Below are 25,668 nucleotides of genomic sequence, written 5' to 3'. Positions count from 1 at the left end.
GCTACAGACAGATCAACTATTCTATAGATATTCCACCCAGCACTAGAAACACATGAATTTCTATCATAGCGTTTGTAGAAGCTTTGTTCTTTCGAGGAGAGAAAAATGTCTGACGCTAAGAAGCCATCTGCATATCGAGCTTTCATTTCTTATTCTCAAAAAGATAAAACGTTTGCAAAACGCCTGCATAAGGCATTGGAAAACTTCAAACTTCCCAATGGCAATAAGTTTGGACGAGTGTTTCGTGATGACGATGAGCTTGGTGGTGCCGCTAGCCTGAGTGATGCACTCGAAGGAGCTATCAACTCGAGTGAGGACCTTATAGTTATTGCCAGCCCCAATGCTGTTCAATCCAAATGGGTAAATCAGGAAGTCATTCAGTATAAGAAACTGGCAGATCCCAAGAAACAAGTTTTTGCCGTTATCATCGATGGCACCCCGCACGCAGCTGTGCCCGAAGAGGAATGCTTGGTTCCAGCATTGAAGTATTCCGTTACCCCTGAGGGAGAAGTCACCCAAATACCAGATGAACCACTGGCACCAGATGCAAGAAAGGATTCATTTCCCAAGCTAGTCACGCGTATCGTTGCAGGTATTGAAAATGTTCCTTTTGATACACTTTGGCAGCGTCAAAAGCGCCAAAGACGAAACCGTATTCTTGCTTCATGTGCTGTCATTGCCGCTATTTCTCTTCCAATTCTTGGGTGGGGAATTTTTACAAATATGGAATTAGGAAAAACGAACTCGCAATTGGCAAGACTTGATCCTGAAACTCAACAATCAAACTTTTTAGACGGTTATTATGCCAAACTGCTAGCGGACCAGAAGGAATACAATACACCAGATGAATTTTTGTTGAAACGCGAAGACTATGACAATGCTATTAGTATTTTGGCTTCCCCCGATCTCAATGATGATGGCTTTTTAGATTTCTTCATCAAGCTAGAACACATAGAATATTGTGGTTCAGCGGGATGCCGCCATGACCTTGTTCTTGCAAAGCCTGATGGGTACGAAAAAATCTACAGCTCGGTCGGCGGTGACTTGCAAATCCTAAACACTCGGCAAAACAAAATGCGTGATTTCGCGGTAGGGTTTGGAAGCTTGCACGATGGCACATCTGTCTACGACATGTTTCGATTTAGAGATGATGGATATCGCCACAAAGCAACTGCTGTCTGCTCGGGTGCAATAACCTATTGCGGTCTAAACTCCATATTCACCAAAGAACCAGAGGGGGAGGTCTTAGATATGGTTTTCTATACGGATAGTCCGCACTTCAATGTCTTTGTTGGACGCGAAGAAATAGATTCTGGCGGACAAGTGTACACAAGCATCGACGGGGCCAAAAACTCTTCAGACAGTGACATCACTACGGACACGTATGATTCTGTCATTGGAACAGATGCAACTGGACAGTTCAGCCTCGTACATATTTGGAAAGGAACATATGGTGTTAGGCGCAATTCAAAAATAGAAGCTCCCAACATTCAATAACCGCAAGAAGATTGCAAAAGCTGTGAGAATTCGCATCACAACAGCAAGAAAAGCTTCCAATTTCCTTCAAAATGCGCTTTGAACTTGTTCTATGTCACATAATTCATTCGGTCATCTTTTTCGCGTCACCACTTGGGGTGAAAGTCACGGTCCTGCTCTTGGATGTGTTGTTGATGGTTGCCCTGCGGGCATTCCTATCACAGCCGATGAGATCCAACATTGGCTCGACTTACGTAAGCCTGGCACGAGTAAATTAGTAACGCAGCGCAAAGAGCCTGATGCTGTCAAAATTTTGTCCGGCGTGTTTGAAGATGATAGAACTAATGGTCCAATCACGACAGGTACCCCTATTTCATTGATGATCGAAAACACCGATCAACGCTCAAAAGATTATGGCGATATTAGAGATAAATATCGTCCTGGGCATGCTGATTATGCATATGATGCCAAATATGGAATTCGAGATTATCGCGGTGGTGGAAGATCTTCTGCTCGCGAGACAGCAGCACGTGTAGCTGCTGGTGCTATCGCACGCAAAGTGTTGGGAGATAGCGTCCAAATCCGAGGTGCTCTAGTGCAGATCGGTGACAAGAAAATCGATCGCTCCAATTGGGATTGGAACGAAACATCTAAAAATCCACTATGGTGTCCGAATGCAGACACTGCAGCAGAGTGGTCTGAATACCTTGATGGAATAAGAAAAGCCGGCTCTTCCGTCGGTGCAGTTATTGAGGTCGTGGCCTCTGGTGTTCCAGCTGGTTGGGGAGCCCCTATTTATTCAAAACTCGATTCAGATCTACTCATGGCAATGGGAACAATCAACGCCGTCAAAGGTGTGGAAATTGGAGCAGGATTTGATTCTGCTGCCCTCACCGGCGAAACCAATGCAGACCAAATGCGTATGGGTGAAGATGGTCCTGAATTTCTAACCAACAATAATGGTGGTGTTCTGGGCGGCATTTCTACTGGCCAAGATGTTGTTGTGCGAATGGCACTAAAACCCACATCTTCAATTCTGACTGAACGCAAATCAATCGATAAGAACGGAAATGAAGTGGATATCCGCACCAAGGGACGCCACGACCCATGTGTCGCCATTCGAGGTGTGCCTGTTGCTGAAGCTATGATGGCATGCGTTTTGGCTGATCACAAATTACGGCACCGGGGGCAGATGGGCGGTATGTAATATGGAGATGCGGGAGTTTTCGACAGCTTATCGAGCTGACCTGATGTGGCCCTATATTGGTATTCCTCTTATTTTAGGAGGAATTCTAGGCTTAGCAGGTGTCTATCTTGATAGACTGATATTCACACTCTCTTCTTCAATATTCACCGGATTTGCCATTTGGCATTGGCCATTTCTAAACTCACGACGTATTGTCCTGAGACTTACAGATGAAGGCACTGATATTGACGGTATTGGGCATTTGCCATGGGACACGATCAACACCGTGGAATTGATTGAGAAACGTCGAAAAAACCAGACACCTTCTGCCCGCGCTACTCTTCGGATCAATCTAAACTCGCCATTGGTTGAATGCGCCAAACCATTTGCACCAATGTTCCGTCCCAAATGGCAACGTAAACTTGCTAAACAAGTAAAGCCCGATACGCTCCATATCGAAGCTGGATGGCTATTAGACGAACAAATCGAAATAGCGAATGCTTTTGCTTGGTTTATCAAAAACAAGAAATAACGATCAATAACACCCGCGTTTCATCTCTCGTTCATCTGGCATGAACGAAAGTCAAATTGCTGGAAGATGGGGACAATGCAGGCTTCCTTCTTTTATTGCATAACCGAATCCATTTTCAGTAGTTTGCAGTAAAGGAAGGAGAAATTTTCCGCGTTAAGGCGAGATTTCATGTATTTGCAACTCTATTGCACTGTGTAATTTGAGTTGCACTAAGTAAACTACTTAGCTGCACATTAGAAAAAAACCACCCTTCATTGAAGTGCTAACGAATACTGCTTATAGATTAACACAGTTTTTAATAAATTAGATGACGTGCCTGCGTTTTTGGTGTCTAAAGTAATCAACCAAGTTGATGCGATGAAAACACATATTGTCACAATCAACGATAACTATTGCTGGAAAATACCGGCTGACAATCTATAAGCCCGTCCCCCCAACCCAGGGCTTATAGGCCCGGAGTGCTACATTGACGCAAGTTGATGTGGCACTACGGTGCCGCTACACTTTACCAACACGAACTGCAGATCTATTTAAGGTGTCCATCCCTGCTTAATTGGCTTAGCATGGATTAAATATTCGCGGTTGCCATCCCCTCCCTTTATCGGACTAGGGCAAGACTTCTCCACTCGCCATCCAGCACCTTCCAACCATTCATCAAATTTGTCTCGGGCCTTAGCAATGGCTCCTTGATTGGATACGATTCCGCCTTTGCCAATATTGTCTTTTCCGACCTCAAACTGGGGCTTAAAAAGCACAATCAGATCCGCTCGATCTGCTGCAAGTTTCAGAGCAGGTTTAAGCAGCTTACTCAAGCTAATAAAGCTGACATCGCAAACGATAACATCCGGAGACGTATGAATTAGACGGGCATCAAGCTTGCGCGCATCTACGCCTTCATAAGACACGATGCGGTCTTCTTTGTGCAGGCTCTGGTGCAATTGATCTCGTCCTACATCAACAGCAAAAATCTTATTTGCCCCCGCGCGCAACGCAACATCTGTAAAACCACCAGTAGACGCCCCGACATCCAACACTGTTTTACCTTCAAATGCGACGTTAAACACCTTTATAGCATGCGCTAACTTCATGCCGCCGCGCGACACATATGGGTGCTCTTTTTCGGCAAGAATATCTTGAGCTGAAGATACTTTTGTTGAGGCCTTTTTGCAGACCTCTCCATCAACAGTCACTTTACCCGCTTTAATTGCTGCCTGCCCCTGCGCGCGCGTATCCATCAACCCACGCGCGACTAAGGCTAAATCCAGCCTTTGCAATTCCACCTCAACTTGATCAGCAGCGTTCTTTTTTGTCATTGTTTTTCTACTTTTCAAAAATCACAGCAAAATTGTTTGCAGGCATGTCATGAACTCTAAGGAGTCTCAGGCCGTTTTCTTCAGCAACTGGAACAACATCCTGTTCCAGGTCCCTTACACCCCAGCTTTCGTTTCGACTTTTAAGGCTTTCATCAAACGCTATATTGGATTCTGAAACGTGCGCCCCATCTCGTCTGAATGGTCCGTATAAAAACAACTTCCCCCCCTCAGTCAAATACCGACTAGCTCCCGCCATTAGCCCTTGTGCAACCTTCCAAGGCGATATGTGAATGACGTTACAGCATAATATTCCATCGACTTGCCCATTGACTCCCCAGTCAGTTTTCGATGCGTCAATAGAATGAAAACCTTCAAATTGATCTTCTAGCTTTTCATGCTTTATCCAAGCGAGTGTGCTGACTTTAGCATCTTCGGATACATCGCTGCCAATCCACCTCATATTAGGGAAATTGCCTAGAATATGGACGCAATGCTGACCTGAACCGGAACCGATTTCGAGCACTCTTGCATTTGCGGACATTTCGCTAGAAAACACGTCTCGAACAATGTCCCGATTGCGCTCAGTTGAAGGCGAGTACAACCTACCATCTGAACCAACGTCGCGTATGAAGGGACTGGAATCTTTTTCGTTTTTGATCATTCTTATCCTTCCCAACGATGCAGGTGAAATTCTGGTATGACTTCCAAGATCCAAATTGTAAATGCAACAGAAGCACACTTGCAGGGCATTCTTGATATATTCAATTACGCCGTCAAAGAAACATTCGCCGTGTGGACCGAACGAGAAGACACCATGAATGATAGACGCGCATGGATGCACAATCTCCACGCCAATAATTATGCATGCATAGTTGCATTAGATATACAAAATAAAGTGCTGGGGTATGGAGCGTACGGTCCTTTTCGCAATAAATCAGGTTACGATATTAGCGTTGAACACTCAGTTTATGTGTCGCCAACTGCACAGGGCCAAGGTATCGGCAATGTGATTATGAAAGAACTCATCCAGCGAGCCATAAATGATTCTAGATTAGAACGTATGATTGCCGCCATAGATGCAGGTAATCCAGCATCTATAAAACTCCATGAAAAATTTGGTTTTGAAACTCAAGGTCTGCTGAAGGGAGTCGCAAAAAAATGGAATGAAGATCGAGACCTACAGCTCATGATCAAGGATATCAAAAGTCGATCAAACTAGGCTTTAGAAGCACCGCCCATAACCAATTTCAGTTTTGCAGTATCACCACGCCCTAGCGCTGAGATTGCTTGCGTTGCTATTGCATTAGCCGATAGATTAGCTTCCTCATACATAGCCTCTGGTTTTCCTTGGTCTTGAAAAACATCTGGCAATGTCATTGGACGAATTCGCAGTCCACTGTCCAAAGCACCGCATTTAGCAAGATGCTCTAACACAAAAGAACCAAACCCACCGCGTGCGCCCTCTTCCACGGTAATCAGCACTTCATGCTCTTTGGCCAAGCGCTCAATCAAATCCGCATCCAATGGTTTTGCAAACCGAGCGTCAGCAACCGTTGTAGACAAGCCTTGAGCACCCAACATGTCAGCTGCTTGCATACACTCCGGTAAACGTGCACCAAGACATAAAATAGCTACAGTTGTACCTTCTTTGACGATCCGTCCTTTACCAATTTCCAGTGGCTCTGCACGATCCCATAGATCTATACCCACACCCTCACCGCGTGGGAATCGGAACGCACTTGGACGATCATCAATCACATGCGCTGTAGCCACCATGCGCTGAAGTTCAGCTTCATCAGAGGCTGCCATAAGCACAAAATCAGGCAATGCACCGAGGTATCCAATATCAAATGAGCCCGCATGCGTGGCACCATCAGCACCCACCAATCCTGCTCGGTCAATTGCAAATCGCACTGGTAATTTCTGAATGGCTACATCGTGCACAACACTGTCATAGGCGCGTTGTAGGAATGTGGAATAAATCGCACAAAATGGCTTCATACCATCTGCTGCCATACCTGCAGCAAATGTTACGCCGTGCTGTTCCGCGATGCCAACATCAAACATTCGCTCTGGAAATGCATCGCCAAACTTATCCATGCCCGTCCCTGATGGCATGGCTGCAGTAATTCCTACAATGCGATCATCGTCTTTTGCCAAACGTATAAGCTCATTTGCAAACACATTTGTATAACTTGGCGCATTTGGTTTTGACTTAGCTTGCTCACCTGTAATCACGTTGAAACGCGACACACCGTGATATTTGTCAGCTGAATTTTCGGCAGGTTCAAACCCTTTGCCTTTTTCGGTCACAACATGAACCAACACAGGCCCATTCTGCATATCGCGTACATTTTCCAACACTGGGATCAGTGTGTCTAAATCATGTCCATCAATCGGACCGACATAATAAAAACCAAGCGCATCAAACATGGCTCCACCTAGCGCAAAATCACGCGCATAGTGCTCAGCCTTTTTTGCTGGTTTTTCTAGTCCAACCGTTTTCGCAACCATCTTCCCAGCTTTACGAAGCTGGCGATAGCCTTTGGATGAAACAGTCTTGGATAAATAATGGCTCAATGCCCCTACAGGTGGCGCAATCGACATGTCGTTATCATTCAAAATAACAATCATGCGCTTGTGAAGCCCCCCCATATGGTTCATGGCCTCATACGCCATGCCCGCCGTCATCGAACCATCACCGATCACACAGACAACATTACGGTCTTCATCTTTCAGGTCGCGCGCAGTGGCAAATCCAGCACCTGCTGAAATAGAAGTCCCTGCATGGGCTGCACCGAACGGGTCGTACTCACTCTCAGATCGCTTCGTAAACCCGGATAAACCTCCACCTTGACGCAATGTAGGCATTTCATCGCGGCGGCCTGTCAATATTTTGTGCGGATAGCATTGATGCCCGACATCCCAAACGAGCTTGTCATTGGGCGTATCAAACACATTATGAATTGCGACTGTTAATTCAACAACACCGAGCGCTGAGCCTAAATGCCCACCCGTTTTTGAAACGACATCAATAGTTTCTGTACGGAGATCACCCGCAATTTTTTGTAAGTCTTCAATGGACTTATCTTTAAGGTCTGCTGGTGACGTAATCGCATCCAGATGTGTTGTTTTCTTATTCATTATTTAATTACAGACTATACAAAGTTGTCGTCTTAATGACGACGATCTAACACAAAATCCACTGTTTGTATTAAAGTACTGGCCCGACTTCCAAATACTGACAAGTGTTGTTTTGCTTGATCGGCTAGCATTTCTACACGCGAAATCGCACTCTCTTCACCCAAAAGTGAGACGAAATTTTGTTTACCCGCGTCTTTGTCTTTAGAAACAGCCTTACCTACGACAGCCTCTTCTCCCTGCACATCCAATAAATCATCTTTGATCTGGTATGCCAGTCCCAAATCAGTCGTAAAGCCAGCAAGAGCCTGATGCTCATTTTCACTTGCTCCACCAATAATAGCGCCAAATTCTGCGGCACACGAAATCAAAGCACCTGTCTTCATTCGTTGCATACGTGCTAAAATATTCAATGCGTCATCTTCGTCGAAGGATGGAGCCATATCTATCATTTGTCCGCCCACCATTCCGCGAGCACCAGACGATAAAGCTAATATCTCTATCAATTTACAACGCACATTTGCATCGCCATGTGTTTCAGTATTGGCAAGAATTTCAAATGCGAGCGTTTGTAGCGCATCCCCTGCTAACACCGCAGTTGCTTCATCAAAAGCTTTGTGAACTGTCGGCTGACCACGGCGCAAATCATCATCATCCATGCTCGGTAAATCATCATGCACGAGAGAATAAGCATGCACTGCTTCTAGCGCACTCGCTGCACGCAAAAGCGATTTTTCGGGTGCATCAAACATCCGACCAACTTCAATCACAATAAATGGACGCAAACGTTTTCCGCCTGCCAATGCACCATGTCGCATTGCTCGCATCAATTGGGCCTCAGGCCCCACAGCTGGCGCGATCATTTTATCCAAGGCGACAGTGACCTTGTCTGCACATTCAGCAAGTTTTAGCTCAAAGCTAATGTCTGATTCGGAATTTTCGCTCATGAAACTTCGCTTGGCTCAATTCCTGCCGCAGATGCGCCATCTGAACCAACAACGATTTTCTCTACCTTTGTTTCCGCTGCTTTTAGCTTTTTCTCGCAGTGCGCTTTCAATGCTTCACCACGCTCATAGATCAATATGGAGTCTTCCAGTGCAACATCACCACTTTCCAGTTTTTGAACAATACGCTCTAGCTCAGCTAGTGCATCTTCAAAGTTCATTTTTGGAATATCTTTATTCGATGAAGCCGCTGCCATTATGGTCCTCCAGAAACAATACTGTTTTGAACATACGATTCAGCTCGTTATCAAACAAGCGTTGAATCTGTTTATTTAACTATGTTTTTCATAAATTCGGAAAGACCAGTAGCTATCACCACCATCATAGGTGCATTTCCAGCCTTTACGTTTTAATTCAGGGCGCATCATCCGATTAAACCAACCATGGGCAGCCAACACAGAATCATGTCCACTTTCGGCCTGAGCGATCAACACATCCGAGGCCTCATCGGCGCGAATACGCGCTTCTTTTTGACTTTCCTGACCTCCGGAAAAACCAAAACACCATGAAACTCTAGAAATTACATTCCAGCGTTTAGGTAAAAACCGCCAAAAATCTGGCCAATTTGGTGGTGGAAGTGGTGCCTCAATGAAAATTGCATTTTGCCGTACTTCACGCCCCTGCGAAATCGCTTGAGCAGTTTGTATGGCTCTTGGGCGAATGCTTGTATTGATGAATGGTGCTGAACCCGTCTCTTCCAACAATCGTTTTGATGGCCCTTGGCCATTGTCTTTCAAAGATGCCTCCTCATAGGAAGCCCACCATGCAAGGTATTGAGTCGCCGTAAGGCGTGGCCCTAGTTCTCGATCTTTATCAGGACGCCCATGACGACCAATAATGATTCTGCCTACCTTGGACACTTGTGTATTAGCGCGAGAAACTGGCGGAATTGTTGTTTCGCTATGATCAGTTTTTTGCGACACGAAAAATACAATCCCTCAAAAAAAGCTGGTTGCGACAACTCTGAATTACCACAATACCTTGAGGGTTTACTCATCTCTTCTGAAGTGAGCAAGTCCGTCTTTCAAATGAGACCGATAATATTCATGTTAAAACACAAAAATTCGCACATTTAAAAGATTTATATCCGTGAGCGGATGATTTTAAAGCTACTTTTTGAAGGCTTGAATTATGCCCTGCCTACGGCCAGCCATAGTTTGTTCTACGGATAATATCACGTCCAAACGACGACGTAATTTTCCAGCAAAATTCGATACTGGCCCCAAAGGTGCGGCTTCAATATGATTCCAAATCTCGCCACCCAACCCACGCACAGCTCCTGTTAACCCAGTCGCAGACAACACGCCCTGGCTCACAGGTCTTTGATAACTTGCATAATATTTTTTATAATGTTCTGCACCAATCCCAAGATCGGCTGTCTTCACGCCTGCTTTACTTGCCTCTTCGAGCAATCTTGTTTGAAGCAACATCCCCGGAGAATACGAGTGGTACTCAATGTTGTAACCGGATACCCACCCATGGAGAAGATCTCCTGACCTCACTCCAAACTCAGCGGCCATCAAATTTCCATCACAGCGAAGTGTCGTGAGAACACCTGCAAAATTTTCACTCTGAGCAGAAAAACATTTTTTCAGCATATCGCGCGACCATTGGGGGCCCAGGACATCATGCAGACCTGTCCTTACAAACTGCTCTCGCTTCCAATCAATAAGTGTATTCAACGCTTCTTCAGAAGGCTCGTGAAATTGAATTTCAAGTTTTCCGGCTTCTTTTTCAGCCTGTCTCCACAGTCGGCGAGACTTTTTAAAATGCTTTGGAAATTCTGAACGACGAGATTCTAAGTAGTCGGCATACCCAATAGATAAATCCGCAACAAATGCTCGCGTCTTGTTTCTGACACTCATGCCAAAGCTGAGCAACTCCGGATCAACTTTAGCGATATCAATCTCTTCATCAGTGTTGGCATCAATTGCATCACCGGTAATTGGAAAACCTGAAAAGCTATAAACTGAAACTTTTGCATAGGAGAGCATATCACTCGCGATATGTGCAAACCCCTGTTTCAATATTGGACCGTTATAATCGGTGAACGGTGCCCCAATTGGTCTAGCCAACCGTAACCCAACACCAGATGATTGGAATGGGAAAACACCAACTAAACCAGCTTTATCATCTTCTGCGAGAATGACACTGATATCGTTTCGCGCCTGCCCAACGATTTGACAATAATCTGGCTGAAAATAAGGACTTACATATCGTCCATCAACAGAAATGAGATCACGCCAAGATGCTATTTCACCTTCACTTAAATTCTCAGGACTTACAATTTTATACTTCATCGAAAAGACCATTGAAAAGCAAATTGATACACATTCGGCGCGACTAACTCATTCTTATGCGAATTTCACACCAAAACTCTAAATCAATTTTGCTTTTTACAACCCTTTCCATACTCGAGAGGTCGGGCATTTCGATTCCGGTGCTTTTTTACATCCTGACAGAGTGAAGAAAACAGTTTCCCCTCGTCCCATCAAATGATCCATTGGCACAAATCCGACAGTCTCTGGCGTACTTCCCACGCGAAAGCGACGCCCCCCCCATCCTGTTGGATCATTATTGTATAATTCCAGATGCCCTCTTGGCGCTCGAGAATCTTCTGAATTGTCACGATTGTCACCCATCATGAAAACATGATCTTCAGGCACAACAAATACCGGCGTGTCATCATAAGATTGAGCACCCGCAAATTTATGCGTGAGATATGTTACGCCATTTGGTAATGTCTCACGATACTCCGTTGCATTTTCAGGAACCGCTCGGCCATGAGGCGTGTAACGGAAACGACGAACGACCTCGCGTTCAACAGGCTCCCCATTCAAATGCAAATGGCCATCTACCATTTGCACGCGATCACCCGGCAATCCGATCAATCGCTTAATCATCACCTTATTGTCGTTGGGATGCCTAAATACGACAACATCCCCTCTCTCTGGTGTGGAAGCCATCATGCGCTGATCAGGTTTAGACTTATCTTCCTTTGTAAACCATGTTCCAATGCCAAAAGCTGGGGAATATCGACTATACCCATAAGCGTATTTGGAAACAGCCACACGATCTCCAACCTGCAGATTAGGGACCATGCTTTCAGAAGGAATAGAACGAAGCTCAAACACAAATGAAGTCAGCAATAGCCAAATAGGCAAAAAGATGGCGACAGTCATACCAGTTTCTTTGGCTTCATGGATCCACCAATCAAGACCTGTCAGTTTTTCTTCTGAATCTTTATCATCAACGCGTCCGCTCTCATTGCCAGTTTCAAGTGTCATTTCAAACTTTCCGCGTTATTAAATTGCTTCATTCACACCAAATCACAAAATGACTTGATCTGTCGTCATCGCCGTTTTTGCTTCAACGGACAACACTATTTATGCGGAAAAATGGTATTGAAATGGCGCAATCACGCAAAAAAGTAGAATTTTTGCTGAAAAAGCAGCAGTTTCATATCATTCTCTCATGAGCAATCAAAATTAGGTGATTGCTTCATAGATCCAAACACCATCCTTCAATTCTCGAGAAATACGACCACGAGCATAAAGATAATTGAGATGAGCAACTGCTTCCCCGGTTGCTGTAAAGTAATCTCCTTGACCAATTTTGCGGAAGAACAAAGTACCAAAAACATCCACTGCGCTTGCTGGTTCTTTTAAACGTTGCCACAACCGCTCCAACTGCCTTTGATGCCCATCTATCAAGCCCTTCAATCTTGGATGCGCTCCTTTGAAAGGTTTGTTGTGCGCGGGCAAAACCAGCACATCTTTAGGTACTTCCTCCATCAACTTGGCACAACTGTCCAACCAGTCAGACAATGGGTCTGCTTCAGGCTCAGTCGGATAGACAGACACATTTGAAGATATTCGCGGAAGAAGTTGATCACCGGAGATCAACACATTTCGTTCTTCACAATACAGACAAGCGTGTTCGGGGCTGTGCCCTGTCCCGACGATGACACGCCACTCCCTGCCACCAATTTCCAATCGGTCATTATCTTGCAATCGACGAAATGATTCAGGCATTGCCCAAACCATCTTTCCAAAAAAACCAAATCTATTGCGATAATGATCTAGCATTTCCGAAGTCCAACCAGACTTGGCGAAAAAATCTACGCCTTCTGGCGGTGCCGGTTTTCCTGTGTCCCCGATAAGCATGCGACACATAATGTACTCGCTGCGCGTCATCCACAGGTCGCAATCATACTTGCGAGTAATCCAACCTGCTAAACCAATATGATCGGGATGAAGATGCGTTCCAATAACCTTGGTTATCGGTTTTCCTTTGAGATGATTCTCAAACACAGTTTCCCAATATGAACGTGTTTCGTCCATATTCATCGCTGTATCGACCAACGCCCAACCGTCTTCTTCTTCGATCAGCCAAAGATTAATCCAATCCAATCCTTTAATCGGAAGAGGCATGGCCACCCACAAAATCCCTGGAGCAACTTCTATGACTTCCCCTGGTTCAGGCTTTTCTTCAAACGGATATTCTAACTTAATACGGCCTGTTTTACCGAAAAATTCCTGTTTACGAGCTTCATCAGCTGCTTGATCAACATCACTCGCCGGCTCATCTTGCTTTGTCTTTTTCATGTCCGGTGTTCCCTCAAGGCCTATTCGCTTTTTTATCAAATCTAATAGAGTAAAAACGCTTTTGGAAATGGTGCCGCAAAATAAATCAACGTCACCTTTAAGTACTAAACCCCCGTCATGTCGGACAGAACACGCGAAAACAGTTCAATAAAACTCTGACCAATCAGCGGAGAATAAGTCACACTGTCATTGCCGACAGGTTTGTTCGAGTTAATACCCGTAACGACTATGCCGTCCATGGTTTTTGTTAACCAAGGCCCACCTGATGAGCCTTCTGTTAGTCTATTTTCGGTTTCCAAAACACCAAGCCCTGCCGACTTCACATTTCCAGTAGAAGCATAAAGATCATTCCCATCGAATGCGAATCCCACCGTAGGTTTTTGAGGGTAGCCCAAACTAAAGGTTGCAGACGGTTTATCCGGATTGGAAATACGCACACCTAATACCCCTGTTTGAGAAGCAATTGGTCTGTCCAAAACGATGAATGCAAAATCATACGGGCTGGTTGAAACGCCTTCTTGAGGTTCTACCCATTGTTCCAAAACATAGCCGCGGACACCAACCCATTGCTCACCTTTAATTCCTGCGCGATAACCAGGTTCAAATATTGTCCAATCAGCGAGTTCGTTTTTATTTCTCGAATACACGCAATGACCTGCCGTTGCGACTACTCGTTCGGAAACAACCCAGGCCGTACATTGACGAACAACTCCCTGAATACTGTAGCTTAGCCGTCCAATAGCCGTAAAAGGATACTGAGACTGATTTCCAATGACCTCGGTTACCTCTCCAGTCCAATCAACTTCATTTAGACGCTTTTCAACATGAGGAGCCGGCACACCGTGTATTTCAGGCCGTCCGAAAAATCGCTGACTATTTGGCGGTGAAGCCAACATAATTTGGCCAGACACTGAAAAAGCATCAAGTTCCTGATCCAATGCCTGAACGTCGTCAGCTAATTCCCGTGTTGAGACAGATGGACCATATTTCTTGTCAGGCATTTGAGAAGGAAGCGGCGCCTGCCCAACAATATCTTCAGCAGACCTGCTGTATCCTGCAGGCGACACCATTTCAAAAACAACAGCGTCAAAATTTGATGCATCTTCCATCTAAACAACATTCCACTCAGAGCTTAGCATTTCACGAGTTTCCATAACGATTCTCCAGACGAGCTATCGCTAGACAACCAACTCCATTCCAATTTCATGAATACATCATTAGAATCATCTTGTTGGATTGAGATTTTTGCTTGGCCAGCCGCCAATTTTCCTGCTTTATCTAACGCATGATACAGCATGCAGTCATCTGAAACTAACACTTGCCCAAATTCTATATTTGGTCCGCTGTAAATTGCGGAACATATTTCGAGGTTCGGACTAAAACTCATAATTGTTTTTTCGGCAGCATGGCCTGAACTATTCTCAATTAGTTCAAAAACACATCCCGATAATACCAACTTCATGCTGCAAAACCTCTTTTTTCAGCAAAATAACCATCAGAAATATACAAAATCATCCTGAACAAGGACATAACGCCTCTTCCTGTTTTGCACCTGATGGGCCATAACCTCTCCCAGAATTTAAAAGAATATGCCCCAAGAAAGTGTCTTCTCCATGGTCGACAAGTCAAAATTACCTTCGCGTCACGTTACAATTGGCCCAAAGAAAGCGCCTCAACGCTCATACTATTACGCTATGGGCCTCGGGACTAAGGAAATTGAACAACCATTTGTTGGTGTTGCTGCTGCATGGAATGAGGCTGCCCCTTGTAACATCGCCCTTCTACGCCAAGCACACGCTGTGTCTGAAGGTGTGAAGAAAGCAAATGGAACTCCCCGTGAATTTTGTACCATCACAGTAACTGACGGTATCGCAATGGGTACCGAAGGCATGCGCTCTTCGCTTGTATCCCGCGACACAATCGCTGACTCTGTTGAGCTGACAATGCGCGGACATTTCTACGATGCACTTGTTGGTATTGCCGGGTGTGACAAATCTCTGCCTGGTATGATGATGGCTATGTTACGTCTAAACGTACCTTCAGCTTTCCTTTATGGGGGCTCTATCCTTCCAGGCCGCTTTGAAGACAAAGATGTAACCGTATTAGACGTTTTTGAAGCTGTTGGGTCTTTTGCCGTTGGTGCAAACGACATGGACGAAACGAAGCTAAACAAACTAGAGAAAGTTGCTTGTCCAGGAGCTGGTGCATGTGGTGGTCAGTTCACCGCAAACACAATGGCGTGTGTGTCTGAAGCCATTGGGCTAGCCCTACCTCTATCTTCCGCCCTACCTGCTCCATATGAGAACCGCGATCAATACGCAGTCGCCACTGGTGAAGCCGTAATGGACCTCATTGAGCGCAATTTGCGTCCACGTGATATTTGTACTCTTGAAGCCTTTGAGAACGCTGCAGCGGTTGTTGCTGCAACAGGTGGTTCAACCAATGCTGGTCTTCACCTTCCTGCCATGGCGAATGAAGCTGGCATTGATTTCCCACTTGAACGCGTGGCCGAGATCTTCAAAAAGACGCCTTACCTAGCCGACCTGAAACCAGGTGGCCGTTATGTGGCCAAGGACATGGGCGAAGCTGGCGGAATGCCAATGCTGATGCGGACAATGCTAGATGGTGGATATTTGCACGGTGATTGTATCACTGTGACGGGTAAAACTTTGGCGGAAAACATCGAGAATGTGAAATTCGATGACACTCAAAAAGTTATCTACCCAGTGACGAACCCAATCACACCAACTGGTGGTGTTGTTGGTCTAAAAGGATCAATGGCTCCGGATGGCGCGATCGTGAAAGTGGCTGGCCTTGCCCACCAACAATTTAGTGGCCCTGCCCGTGTATTTGATTCAGAAGATGATTGTTTTGAAGCAGTTCGCGACAAGACATATAAAGAAGGCGAAGTGCTGGTTATCCGCTATGAAGGTCCTAAAGGCGGCCCAGGCATGCGTGAAATGCTTGCCACAACAGCTGCACTCTACGGCCAAGGCATGGGCGACAAAGTTGCATTGATCACAGATGGCCGCTTCTCAGGTGCCACACGTGGTTTCTGTATCGGACACGTGACACCAGAAGCTTATGATGGCGGCCCGATTGGTTTGGTGAAAGATGGCGACATCATCTCTATCGATGCTGAAAAAGGCACAATCGAACTCGAAGTGGATGACGCTGAACTAGCCAAACGCAAGGCAGACTTCAAACCACGCGAAAACAATTACGCCACGGGTGCGCTCTACAAATACACAAAAACAGTAGGCCCTGCTCACCTAGGCGCTTGTACCCACCCAGGCGCAAAAGAAGAAAAACACGTCTACGCTGATTTGTAGACATTACCCGGATTTGCAATCCGCTGCGTAATTTAGAAATAAGAAAGCCCGCAAGAGAAATCTGGCGGGCTTTTTTGTCTTTAGCCAAACAAAACACTTTCCAAAACATTAACGCGATGCAATAACTCACTTAAGGTTGTAACAACCTTATGGCGGGGGAACAAATGCAATCTGAAGACTTAAAAAGCCAATTTGGCTCTAATGGCTTGGCATTAATGGATGCCTCAGAGAAAGTCGTAGAAGAAGAAAGTAATTCCAAACAATCTGAAACAGTACTTCTCTCTTTGTTTTGGGTTCTTATGGGAAGTTCTTGTTGTTGGTGGTTCTCTTCATCCCCACTCCACAGCGACAGTAAAGAAGAGTTGCTAACCTTCGGTTTGACAATCACAATGTTTGGTTTTACTCCAGCATGTGTCTACTTCTATAACCACGCTATGGAACATCGTCGCATCGATGCTTTTTGCAAACCAATTGTAAATAAAGAATCAGTGCCGGGTGGACTGATATTCGCATCAATTATCATCCTAGCTACAGTGATTTACATCGCAGGAAACTTACAAAAAGGATATGTTGCGAATAATGGTGTTTCATTCACCCTAAAAGATGATGAAGGGTTTCTTGTTCTTGCAGTGATAGCTTTTGCTTTTGCACTCCTGATATTTTTGCCAAGAATTGCCGCCTCGCTTCATTGGTCATTCGTTTCAAAGTTTTTTCGGCATGTTTTCAGCAAAAAAACACCTTTTGGCTTCCTGCTATCCACCTTCGGCAGTGCTCTAAGTATTATTGATGCTTTCTTTGTTTATGTTGTGGCACCGACTGTAGGCGTCACGATGAATTCAACATTTGGCAGGTATTTCACAATAACATCTTACCTAATACCACTGGCAGTTCTATCGTGGTATCTACCTGCACCGTTTGGCTTACTTCCAATTGTACTTGGCTTTATCATTTCCACCGCTGTGGCTCGAAGGTGGTCTTGGGTGGAAGCGGACCGAGAAATAAAACTTCGCAATCCCAAGGCCGATGAATCCAAACTCAGTATAGGTGTTGAACAAGATCTGCGGGATGAGGCCCTTTTGGCACTGTTATCCCTTATTGTGATGCTACCGTTAGCTATGCGCCAAGCGCATCTTACGACTCTCGCTTTTTCTCCAGATGTTCACCTTTTCAGCCTACAGAACAATGGATTGATAACTGCAGAGCAAACTAGCTTTATCCAGTGGTTAGCTTTTTTTGGCACCGAATTGGCCAAGGCGATTCCTTTTGTAGATTGGGCTGATATTTACAAAGTGGATTCTAATCCAACCATTCAATCTGTCGGGCCTTATTCCTTCCACGTAGTATTTATAGCTAGAGCAATCGTAGACATCGTATTTTTGGGAGCTTTGACACAAGCTATAACCAGTTCGTTCAAACTAAATGAACATAAAAGGCTGTTTTTTAATGAGGAAATATTCGTTCTGGATCCCTTCATCGAACGAGTTGAGCTTTCCAAACTTGCATTCAAAAAAAATGGGGAATGGAAAATAGATGAAGAACGCATCAAAAAATTTCTTCACTATGATCGGATTGCTCTTTCAGTTCTTAAGCTAAACAAAAACACCCCTCAAGCAGCAAGAGAAGCTGTAAAAAGAATAATACAAATCAATTCACTAAATGAAACTGACCCACAAGAATTGTTTAGCGAAGCAATCAACACAAAATATAAGCTGGCTCCCCCTTCTGTGATTGCTCAAATGTATATTGAAGGCAAAGAGAACGAACCTTTTATTGAGCGAAGTATCCAGCAGGCTCTAGAAAAATTGAATTTTAAAACCGGATACTCCGATGTGCGTAGTTGGATAATAGAAGATTATTTACAAGACTACGACTATCCAGAAAGCAGCTCTAAAATTAGCATTTTATGTGAAAGGCTAGTTGGACCAAACCGAGAGAGCATCAAAGAAAACCGAAAAAAAATATTATCCTATTTAGAAACCAAAATGAACAATAAAGACCATTTTGAAAAAATCGAGCGTGCTATCATCAATAGCTGTCAATCGGATCCCGCCAATATAATTAAACGACAAGCAAAACGGATTTTGCGTGGTTCCGCAAAAAATGTAATTGATCACAGCAATGTAGAAAGTTAATTTTCAGTTTTTGACAACCATAGACAAAGCACCACATCTACGGCACTCTTCTTTAGGTTCTAGGGGAAGAAATCATGAAAAAGTCACGGTTAAGCTTACTAAGTGCGTCGATAAGTGTGTTTGCGGTATCATCTTGTGCATACTTGTTTCCAGATCAATACGGTTCGGAAAAACCACTTGCTGAAGAGCCGGTAGAAGAGGCTTTCATTGATCCTGTTATATTGGCCCAAAGCCAATGCGGTGCACCTCCCCTGACTGCAAAGTCAATTGCAAAAAAAGCAATCGCAAAAACGCCTGTGTTCGAATTTGCAGCGCCGTTTGCTTTGCCCGACGACATCATTAAAAACTTCCATTACCCAATTTCTTCGGAGGATGAAGAGGCTCAACGTTGGTTTGATATTGGCATGACCCACATGGTCAATTTCAATCATGATGAAGCCATTGCCTCATTCCGTGAAGCACAAAAACATGATCCAGACTGCGCCATGTGTTATTGGGGAGAAGGCTTATCTTTTGGTAGCAATATCAATGCGCCCTATAATTCTTCACGAGGGGCTGCTGGCCTCTCCGCCGCACAAAAAGCAACTGAATTATCCAATTCCGCTAGCGAACATGAAGCGGCCCTCATCAACGCTTTGGCAACCCGCTATTATGATGGCGGTGAAGGCGAAGTGTTAGAAGCTGCTGAAGCTTACGCTATCGCGATGGATGAAGTCACACTTTCCTATCCTGATGACAAATTCATACTTTCTCTTGCCGCCGAAGCTAATCTAGACACTCAACCTTGGAATTATTGGGAGGCTGATGGACGTGAACCTAGAGGACGGACAGCTCGTACTATTGAAATATTAGAGCATGCGCTGGAAATTGACCCTGAATTTGCGCCATCCATCCACCTCTACATTCACGCAACTGAAGCTTCGGTGGATCCATTCCGCGCCGAAAGCTATGCGGATCGACTTGCCGCTCAGTCTCTGGGAGTTGGGCACCTAGTCCACATGCCATCGCACATTTATCTGCGTTTAGGTGATTGGAAAAAATCACACAAAGCCAATGTAGAAGCCATCGCGGCTGATGAGGCGTACATTAGTCAAAGCGAAAACGCGACATCCTATTCCTACACCTATTATCCACACAATGTGCATTTCCTAGTCGCAAATGCTCAAATGGGCGGAGATGGTGAAACAGCCCTTCAAATGGCTGAAAAGCTCAAAAAAGTAGCGCAATTAGACCCTAGTTCAATGAACCCTTTTGGCGAGCATGTGGCCGCAGCTCCCGTTTTGACGGAAATTCAATTTGGAAGCCACGAAAATATACTAGACATGCCCGCTCCTCCAGAAGCACACCTCTATGTACGTACAGCATGGAGATATGCACGTGGCCTAACATTAGCTCGGCAAGGACAAATTTCTGAAGCGAAAATAGAATTATCAGCTCTCAGTGCTCTGGAAAACCATTCTGGATTGGAGGAATATGAACCTTATGGCGTGCCTCTACCGGGCATTGTCAAAGTCGCCAAACTAACTCTTGAAGGCCACATTGCCGGTGCAGAAGAAAACCTTACTCAAGCGATAAAGCTTTTGGACGCAGCTGCAGACGCTCAAGACCAGCTTTCATACATGGAACCTGCTTGGTGGTATAACCACACACGGCAAACACTGGGAGCCTACCTTATCAAAGACGGACAGAATGAACGCGCTGAACGTGAATTTTATCGTACGCTTTTAAACACTCCCAACAACGCTTATGCGCTATTTGGTTTAGCTGAAGCCTACAAGGCGCAGGGAGATGAAGCATCTGAAAAATACGCGCGGCACTTGTTTAACAAAGCTTGGATCGGCGAAGAAGGACAATCTCCAAACTTATCGGATCTGTAGTGCTGGTAATTTATCCAGCACACCTACACACGATAAACCGCAAGTTTTGCGCCAAAACCTATAAACACCACGCCGGTGACGCCTTTTAGCCAACGCTGAAAGCTTCCATGACGGGCAAATTTGGTCAGGTTTGAAAACAAGAACACCATCGCGCCAAACCAAATTGCGTTAATCATGGAGTGCAAGAAAACCAAGAAGAATGAAGTCAGAACAGTCGTTTCACCTGGAGTGATAAATTGCGGAAAAGCCGCCAAATAGAACATTGAAACTTTGGGGTTGAGTGCATTCGTCAAAAAGCCTTCTAACAGGGCATTTTGTAGAGTCCGTTTGTGCCTTGCAGGTAAGATTTCTGGCGTATCCTGAATTCCCTTATAAGCTACATTTAGAGCTTTTAGGCCTAACCAGATCAAATATGCCGCCCCAACATATTTGACAATTGTAAAGGCCAGTGCGGACTTATAAAGCAGCACAGAAATTCCCATTATGGCCAAAAGGCCGTGTACGTAAAATGCAGCGATAAATCCTGCCACATTGGCAAATCCTGCCATCCGCCCAGAAGTTGGGACCGTTTTCGCTATGAGCATGCCATTTGGCCCTGGGGACATCACCAAAAGCGAAGCTACGAATACAAAAGACAAAACATCAGCCCATGCCATATTATAAGATCCTCTACGTCACTAATGAATGTGAATGCTAGAGTTTATAGGAGAGAAAAACTATTCTTAGCATTATTTTTTCTAACAAGAGTTATTAGCGCAAAATCTTGTATTGAATGTTGTTTTGGACGATGGGCAGATGTTTTGCCTCTTACCCACTTTCACGCTAAGCAACCAAGATGACTCATTCAAATGTTTCGCAAGATAGGCCTGTTGCCGGGCTAGCAATACGGTTGTTCGCGATTGCCGTACTCTCCTCTATGTTTGCTTTAGTGAAATATGTGGGTGAACAAGGTGTCCATGTCATAGAGATTCTGTTTTACCGCTATCTCTTTGGTGCGGTGCTGACCGGTGGCTGGACTATCTATCGGCAAGGCTTCGATGGGTTTCATACCAAACGATTTGGCGGCCATGCGTTGCGGGCAGCCTTTGGAATTGTCGCGATGGGTATGAATTTCTGGGCTGTCATTATTTTACAGATGGCCGAAGCTGCAACAATCGGCTTCACCGTTCCCCTCATTGCAACGGTTTTCTCCGTTATATTTCTATCTGAATTTGTCGGTATACGTCGCTGGGCAGCAGTTAGCATTGGTTTTCTAGGCATTTTAATTGCCATTCAGCCTTGGCAAACCAGCATGCCATTGTTCGGCGCATGTGTCGCGCTGGCGGGTGCCACATTTGGTGCCGTCACCATGATCATTATCCGCCGTTTAGGCACGACGGAGACTTCTACTTCCATCGTATTTTATTATACTATTCTGGCGGTACCAATCGTTGGAATTGGCATGTTTTGGGTCGCTCAGCCTCATTCTTGGGACATTATCGGTCTGTTGTTATTAATTGGTTTTCTGGGAACTATCGGGCAATTGGGATTATCGGAATCTCTCAGATTGGCCAATGTAGCAGTTGTGATGCCAATGGATTATTCAAACCTGATATTTGCGACAGCTATCGGGTTTGTTTTCTGGCAACAATTGCCGCAAGCTTCTTTGTGGCTTGGCGCACCACTTATCATCGGATCAGGTATATACATCGCTTTAAGAGAACGAAAGCTGGCCAAGACGAAAACATTGTCCCAAGATAAAGGTGAAGCAAAAAATGCGAGTTAGAAATGAGCTCTTCATCAGGTCCAAATCCGAATTATCAGATCACTCTATATAGAGAAGAGAAGAATCCATTCTGGAGTGAAACGATATCGTTTGATGACAAAGGACGACTGACTGTAAATCGTGGAAATATTGACGATGATTGGTATTTGCATGTCTCAAAGGGTGAAGTTCCAGCGCTCAAAAGAGTGTTAGATAAAACATGTAAACCACGGGCAAATACTGGCGATATTCAACGCGATATTCTTGATATGTTGTCGAGGCAGTTTGGTGAATCCCCCAACGCCTTTAAAGACATCGAAGAGTTTCTGATTGATCGAGGCATTAAGTTTGAAACATTCACTTGGTTTGGAGGGAATTAGTCATCATTTCGAATGAATGACACTGCTCTTTCCAGCAGCAACCACAATTTGCACCCCATAAAACGACGCCTCAAAACCCTAAAAATTGATCGGAATTTATTTACCTTTATCTACTACAGATTAACCAACCGACTATTTTAACAACTATAAAATGCATCAGGTTGGCTCATATGGGATCTCGTTTATCTAACTTAAAAAGTAAGTTCGCTATTCTGTTCATTGGGGTTGTCGTGTTTAGTGCAGCGTCATTTGGAGAATCCAAATCTGCAAAAGATGATTATCGCAGACCGTTAGATATCCCATTCCCAGAGCACGCCCCCTATTCTCCGCAGACAGCTGTATTGGGCAAGATGCTGTTTTTTGATCCGCGTTTGTCGGGAAGCAATAATATCAATTGCACAACATGTCACAATCCATCTTTTGGTTTTGAAGTCCCTCAAGAACGACCTTTAGGGGCTGCAAATGTTCCCATCAAAAGACACAGCCCCACTGTCTTAAATAGTGCTTGGGGGAAATCCTTCTTCTGGGATGGACGAGCAAAAGACCTCGAGGAACAAGCTGAAGGCCCAATAACCGCTCCTGAAGAAATGAATGGTGATTTTCACGAAATTTCATTCGATTTGAGTCAAAGCAAAGAATACAATTATTGGTTCAAAAAACTGTTCCCGGAAGAAGGCATAAGTCAGAAAACTATTCTAAAAGCCCTCGCCACATATGAACGCACTTTAGTTTCTGGATGGGCACCATTTGATCGATGGGTTGATGGCGATAAAACGGCCATAACCGACGCGGCAAAACGCGGGTTTGAATTATTCATCGGGAAAGCTAAATGCGCAAACTGTCATACCGGATGGAACTTTACCGATAATCAATTTCACGACATAGGAATTCCCGGAGACGATTTAGGACGCGGCAGTTTAGAGCCTAACAATTTACACGCTCAACACGCGTTTAAAACACCAAGTTTAAGAAACTTAACCCACCGCGCTCCCTACATGCATGACGGTTCTGTTCCCACTTTGATGGAGGTTATTTTTTCATATGAATCACCATTTGAAAGAAGAGAAAGTCTTTCACCAAAAATGGAGCCAATCACACTTTCACATGAAGATCGTCTGGACTTAATCGAATTTCTTGAATCTCTCACTGCTGAAACAACAGAAATTCAAATGCCGATTCTACCAGAGTAACGGTGAGGAAGTAACTTAATGAATTTTTCTATTAAAAACCAAGTTTTCATACCTCTTTTAGGCAGTCTATTTTTAGGTGTCATACTTTGTGGCGGTGTTTTTTATCAAGCTGTGAATAGTCAAAATTCAGCCCAAGAACTGGTTCAAAAGATTACACGAGTTGAATCATATACACAGGAAATGCAGGCAGAGTTCACGTCAGCCAATGACCTCGTGCGAACTGTCTTGGCCATGTCCCAATTCATTGAACAAGAGGAAATCACCCAAAATTTCAACGAAACTTCGACCGCTCTTGCTGCAGCTATAGAAGGACTTCAAGCCAATAGCCTGTCTTCTGAAATGCAGGAAATGGGCTCTGAACTCATGTCCAGCTATCAAGAATGGCACACAATTACGTCAGTCATTCTTGGCGTCCAGCCTTCTTCACAAATACCCACTCACGAAAAAATCGAGCGAAGCAATCAAACACTAAGGCAACTTATTTTGGATATTTCGCAGACCTCAAAAATCAACGTAAATGAGAGCATTGTTTTATCTGGTCAAAAAACTCAACAATCGCTATTCATTGTTTTGGGAATAGCCCTAGTCATAGCCTTGGTGGGAGCTATTGGAGCTCATTTCTTGGCAGCGAATATCAGCCGCCCACTCGTTTCCCTTGTGAAAAATGCCGAAAAGCTTGCCGCAGGCGATACTGATACAACATTCAGTGAACAAAGTCGTTCCGATGAAATTGGAGCTGTGGCTAGAGCAATTAGCGGTTTTAGAGACGGCGTATTAGAGCGTGCGCAATTGGAAGAAAAAGCAAACGCAGAAAAGAAAAAACAAGCGCTAAGACAAACAAGAGTCGAAAAATTAATTGAGAATTTCAGCCAAACATCCTCTTCAAACCTAAATGCTTTTGAAGACCGCCTGAACAAGATGCGCGATGAAGCTCAAGGATTGACAAAACTCGCTACGGCATCACATCAAAAAGCTCAAACTGCCAATGATGCATCCGTAGAAACAGCAACAGATGTGCAATTAGTGTCTCACTCTTCTGATGCTGTAGCGAATTCAATCGATGATATCTCGCAAAAACTATCGCAGACTAATGATGTAATTACCCAAGCGAATAAGGAATCCAATACAGCGAATGATAAGGTTGCCACCCTATCCGAAGCTGCCGAAAAGATCGGAGATGTAATTTCCCTTATCAAAGATGTGACCGAGCAAACTAACCTTTTAGCTTTGAATGCAACAATCGAGGCTGCTCGTGCTGGAGAGGCTGGAAAAGGGTTTGCCGTAGTCGCTGGGGAAGTGAAAGCACTTGCGAGTCAAACAACAAAAGCAGCAGAGGATATTTCTCTGCAAATCACACAAGTTCAAACTTCTACGCAAAGCGTGACATCCGCCATTAGCCAGATTACAGGCACAATGCAAGATGTCTCACAATATGCAGAAACAATCACTCAATCAGTCGAAATTCAAAAAACCTCAACAAGCGATATACAGGACCGAGTCCGCCGTGCTTCGGAACAAACTCAAACCGTGAATTCAAATATTGAATCCGTAACCGACGCGATTAAAAGCACAAATCAAGTCGCTATTGCTGTTGAAGATATTACACAGAGCACATCCGAAGACCTTCAAAAGTTGAAGCAATCCATTGAAGCATTCCTTAACGATGTGAGTGCCGCGTGATCGAAGTTAACAGGGCTTGACCTTACGGAAAATTAATATCAACCTGTGTTTGCAACAAAGAAACTAATAACAGT

At 44.5% G+C, this 25,668-nt stretch carries 23 protein-coding genes; 11 read left to right on the top strand and 12 right to left on the bottom strand.

What is annotated here, in order from left to right; translation table 11 throughout:
- The first annotated feature begins 105 nt into the window (after window positions 1–105).
- From F551_RS0105630 to F551_RS0105620, 3 genes are all read left to right on the top strand, one after another.
- A complete protein-coding gene (locus F551_RS0105630) occupies window positions 106–1,497 on the top strand; it encodes a toll/interleukin-1 receptor domain-containing protein (RefSeq protein ID WP_018996518.1) in 1,392 nt (463 codons plus the stop codon).
- 91 nt (window positions 1,498–1,588) lie between these two features.
- Window positions 1,589–2,683, top strand: a complete 1,095-nt coding sequence (aroC, locus tag F551_RS0105625) for a chorismate synthase (protein ID WP_018996517.1) — start codon at window positions 1,589–1,591, stop codon at window positions 2,681–2,683.
- Window positions 2,684–2,690: 7 nt separating this feature from the next.
- Entirely contained in the window at window positions 2,691–3,194 is a 504-nt protein-coding gene (locus F551_RS0105620) for a hypothetical protein (RefSeq protein ID WP_233355216.1), read from the top strand.
- A gap of 530 nt (window positions 3,195–3,724) precedes the next feature.
- On the opposite strand, the gene F551_RS0105615 is transcribed toward F551_RS0105620, so the two are convergent.
- Both F551_RS0105615 and F551_RS0105610 read right to left on the bottom strand, forming a co-directional pair.
- Complete coding sequence (locus tag F551_RS0105615) at window positions 3,725–4,507, bottom strand: TlyA family RNA methyltransferase (protein ID WP_018996515.1); 783 nt, start codon at window positions 4,505–4,507, stop codon at window positions 3,725–3,727.
- A gap of 7 nt (window positions 4,508–4,514) precedes the next feature.
- The gene (locus F551_RS0105610) at window positions 4,515–5,168 is read right to left on the bottom strand and encodes a DUF938 domain-containing protein (protein WP_018996514.1); all 654 of its coding nucleotides are present in this window, start codon (window positions 5,166–5,168) and stop codon (window positions 4,515–4,517) included.
- A gap of 36 nt (window positions 5,169–5,204) precedes the next feature.
- On the opposite strand from F551_RS0105610, the gene F551_RS0105605 reads away from it, so the two are divergent.
- Window positions 5,205–5,726: a GNAT family N-acetyltransferase gene (locus F551_RS0105605; protein WP_018996513.1), complete on the top strand. Its 522-nt coding sequence runs from the start codon at window positions 5,205–5,207 to the stop codon at window positions 5,724–5,726.
- Here the strand turns inward: F551_RS0105605 and dxs are convergent.
- The 9 genes from dxs to F551_RS0105560 all read right to left on the bottom strand — a co-directional run bounded on the left by dxs (window position 5,723) and on the right by F551_RS0105560 (window position 14,721).
- Window positions 5,723–7,651: a 1-deoxy-D-xylulose-5-phosphate synthase gene (dxs, locus tag F551_RS0105600; RefSeq protein WP_018996512.1), complete on the bottom strand. Its 1,929-nt coding sequence runs from the start codon at window positions 7,649–7,651 to the stop codon at window positions 5,723–5,725. The genes F551_RS0105605 and dxs overlap by 4 nt on opposite strands.
- Before the next feature lie 32 nt (window positions 7,652–7,683).
- Window positions 7,684–8,595, bottom strand: a complete 912-nt coding sequence (locus tag F551_RS0105595; protein WP_018996511.1) for a polyprenyl synthetase family protein — start codon at window positions 8,593–8,595, stop codon at window positions 7,684–7,686.
- Entirely contained in the window at window positions 8,592–8,849 is a 258-nt protein-coding gene (locus F551_RS0105590) for an exodeoxyribonuclease VII small subunit (protein WP_018996510.1), read from the bottom strand. The genes F551_RS0105595 and F551_RS0105590 overlap by 4 nt, the downstream gene beginning before the upstream one ends.
- A 75-nt stretch (window positions 8,850–8,924) precedes the next feature.
- Window positions 8,925–9,575: a histidine phosphatase family protein gene (locus F551_RS0105585; RefSeq protein ID WP_018996509.1), complete on the bottom strand. Its 651-nt coding sequence runs from the start codon at window positions 9,573–9,575 to the stop codon at window positions 8,925–8,927.
- A gap of 186 nt (window positions 9,576–9,761) precedes the next feature.
- Window positions 9,762–10,952, bottom strand: a complete 1,191-nt coding sequence (locus tag F551_RS0105580; protein ID WP_018996508.1) for a GNAT family N-acetyltransferase — start codon at window positions 10,950–10,952, stop codon at window positions 9,762–9,764.
- A gap of 96 nt (window positions 10,953–11,048) precedes the next feature.
- Window positions 11,049–11,939 carry a signal peptidase I gene (lepB, locus tag F551_RS0105575; RefSeq protein WP_018996507.1) on the bottom strand — a complete coding sequence of 297 codons (891 nt, stop codon included), beginning with the start codon at window positions 11,937–11,939 and terminating at the stop codon, window positions 11,049–11,051.
- Between the two features lie 201 nt (window positions 11,940–12,140).
- The gene (locus F551_RS0105570; protein ID WP_018996506.1) at window positions 12,141–13,259 is read right to left on the bottom strand and encodes an MBL fold metallo-hydrolase; all 1,119 of its coding nucleotides are present in this window, start codon (window positions 13,257–13,259) and stop codon (window positions 12,141–12,143) included.
- A gap of 104 nt (window positions 13,260–13,363) precedes the next feature.
- Entirely contained in the window at window positions 13,364–14,368 is a 1,005-nt protein-coding gene (locus F551_RS0105565) for a trypsin-like serine peptidase (RefSeq protein WP_018996505.1), read from the bottom strand.
- A 23-nt stretch (window positions 14,369–14,391) separates the two neighbouring features.
- Window positions 14,392–14,721: a hypothetical protein gene (locus F551_RS0105560; protein WP_018996504.1), complete on the bottom strand. Its 330-nt coding sequence runs from the start codon at window positions 14,719–14,721 to the stop codon at window positions 14,392–14,394.
- A gap of 151 nt (window positions 14,722–14,872) precedes the next feature.
- Between F551_RS0105560 and ilvD the strand changes: the two genes are divergently transcribed.
- From ilvD to F551_RS0105545, 3 genes are all read left to right on the top strand, one after another.
- The gene (gene ilvD, locus F551_RS0105555) at window positions 14,873–16,591 is read left to right on the top strand and encodes a dihydroxy-acid dehydratase (protein WP_018996503.1); all 1,719 of its coding nucleotides are present in this window, start codon (window positions 14,873–14,875) and stop codon (window positions 16,589–16,591) included.
- A gap of 164 nt (window positions 16,592–16,755) precedes the next feature.
- Window positions 16,756–18,723: a hypothetical protein gene (locus tag F551_RS0105550; RefSeq protein ID WP_155825813.1), complete on the top strand. Its 1,968-nt coding sequence runs from the start codon at window positions 16,756–16,758 to the stop codon at window positions 18,721–18,723.
- Between the two features lie 74 nt (window positions 18,724–18,797).
- Complete coding sequence (locus tag F551_RS0105545; RefSeq protein WP_018996501.1) at window positions 18,798–20,600, top strand: tetratricopeptide repeat protein; 1,803 nt, start codon at window positions 18,798–18,800, stop codon at window positions 20,598–20,600.
- Window positions 20,601–20,623: 23 nt separating this feature from the next.
- On the opposite strand, the gene F551_RS0105540 is transcribed toward F551_RS0105545, so the two are convergent.
- Window positions 20,624–21,256: a LysE family translocator gene (locus F551_RS0105540; RefSeq protein WP_018996500.1), complete on the bottom strand. Its 633-nt coding sequence runs from the start codon at window positions 21,254–21,256 to the stop codon at window positions 20,624–20,626.
- Between the two features lie 179 nt (window positions 21,257–21,435).
- Here F551_RS0105540 and F551_RS0105535 point away from each other — a divergent pair, with 179 nt between their 5' ends.
- From F551_RS0105535 to F551_RS16315, 4 genes are all read left to right on the top strand, one after another.
- Window positions 21,436–22,365 carry a DMT family transporter gene (locus F551_RS0105535; RefSeq protein ID WP_018996499.1) on the top strand — a complete coding sequence of 310 codons (930 nt, stop codon included), beginning with the start codon at window positions 21,436–21,438 and terminating at the stop codon, window positions 22,363–22,365.
- Between the two features lie 2 nt (window positions 22,366–22,367).
- Window positions 22,368–22,724 carry a hypothetical protein gene (locus F551_RS0105530; protein ID WP_018996498.1) on the top strand — a complete coding sequence of 119 codons (357 nt, stop codon included), beginning with the start codon at window positions 22,368–22,370 and terminating at the stop codon, window positions 22,722–22,724.
- 170 nt (window positions 22,725–22,894) lie between these two features.
- Window positions 22,895–23,914, top strand: coding sequence for a cytochrome-c peroxidase (locus F551_RS0105525; protein WP_018996497.1), 1,020 nt, complete (start codon window positions 22,895–22,897; stop codon window positions 23,912–23,914).
- A gap of 18 nt (window positions 23,915–23,932) precedes the next feature.
- Window positions 23,933–25,594 carry a methyl-accepting chemotaxis protein gene (locus tag F551_RS16315; RefSeq protein ID WP_018996496.1) on the top strand — a complete coding sequence of 554 codons (1,662 nt, stop codon included), beginning with the start codon at window positions 23,933–23,935 and terminating at the stop codon, window positions 25,592–25,594.
- Window positions 25,595–25,668: the final 74 nt, after the last annotated feature.

This window comes from Hirschia maritima DSM 19733 (assembly GCF_000378345.1).
Lineage (GTDB): Bacteria > Pseudomonadota > Alphaproteobacteria > Caulobacterales > Hyphomonadaceae > Hirschia > Hirschia maritima.
Note: the sequence above shows the minus strand (reverse complement) of the source record. Positions and strands in the feature narration are given on the sequence as shown.